General features: G+C 65.1%; 1 protein-coding gene. It reads right to left on the minus strand.

What is annotated here, in order from left to right; genetic code table 11:
* Positions 1–656: ATP-binding protein (locus EN750_RS37755; protein ID WP_245482945.1), on the minus strand; the 656-nt coding region annotated here is incomplete at both ends.

Raw genomic sequence — 656 nt, forward strand, 5'->3', positions numbered from 1 at the left:
GTTGTCGCCTCGCCGCGTGGTCACGGCCGGCTCTTCGGCGCCGAAATACCGCGGCAAGTAGATCTTGATCGTCGTGCCTTCGCCGGGTTCGGAATAGATGTTGACATGGCCACCCGACTGCTTGACGAAGCCGAACACCTGGCTCAACCCTAGGCCGGTGCCCTTGTTGACCGCCTTGGTGGTGAAGAAGGGTTCGAAGGCCTTGGCGATGACATCGGGGGTCATGCCCGAACCGGTATCGCTGACGGCGATCATCACATACTGGCCGGCCGCGACTTCGGCATGGGCGGCGGCGTAGCTGTCGTCGAGATGGCTGTTGGCGGTCTCGATGGTCAGCTTGCCATCATCGCCCATGGCGTCGCGGGCGTTGACGGCCAGGTTGAGAACGGCGTTCTCGATCTGGCTCGGGTCGGCATGGGTTTTCCACAAGCCTCCCGCCAGCACCGTTTCGATACGGATGGTTTCGCCGAGTGCCCGCCGGATCAGGTCGGACATCCCGGTCAGCAGACGGTTGGCGTCCACGATCTGCGGCGCCAGCGGCTGCTGGCGCGAGAAGGCGAGCAGCCGGGCCGTCAGATTGGCGGCACGGGTCGCGGCATCGATCGCCGCGTCGATGAATTGTGCGATGTCGTGCTCGCCGCGCGCCAGCTTGCGCC

The organism is Mesorhizobium sp. M7A.F.Ca.ET.027.03.2.1 (assembly GCF_003999175.1).
Taxonomy (GTDB): domain Bacteria; phylum Pseudomonadota; class Alphaproteobacteria; order Rhizobiales; family Rhizobiaceae; genus Mesorhizobium.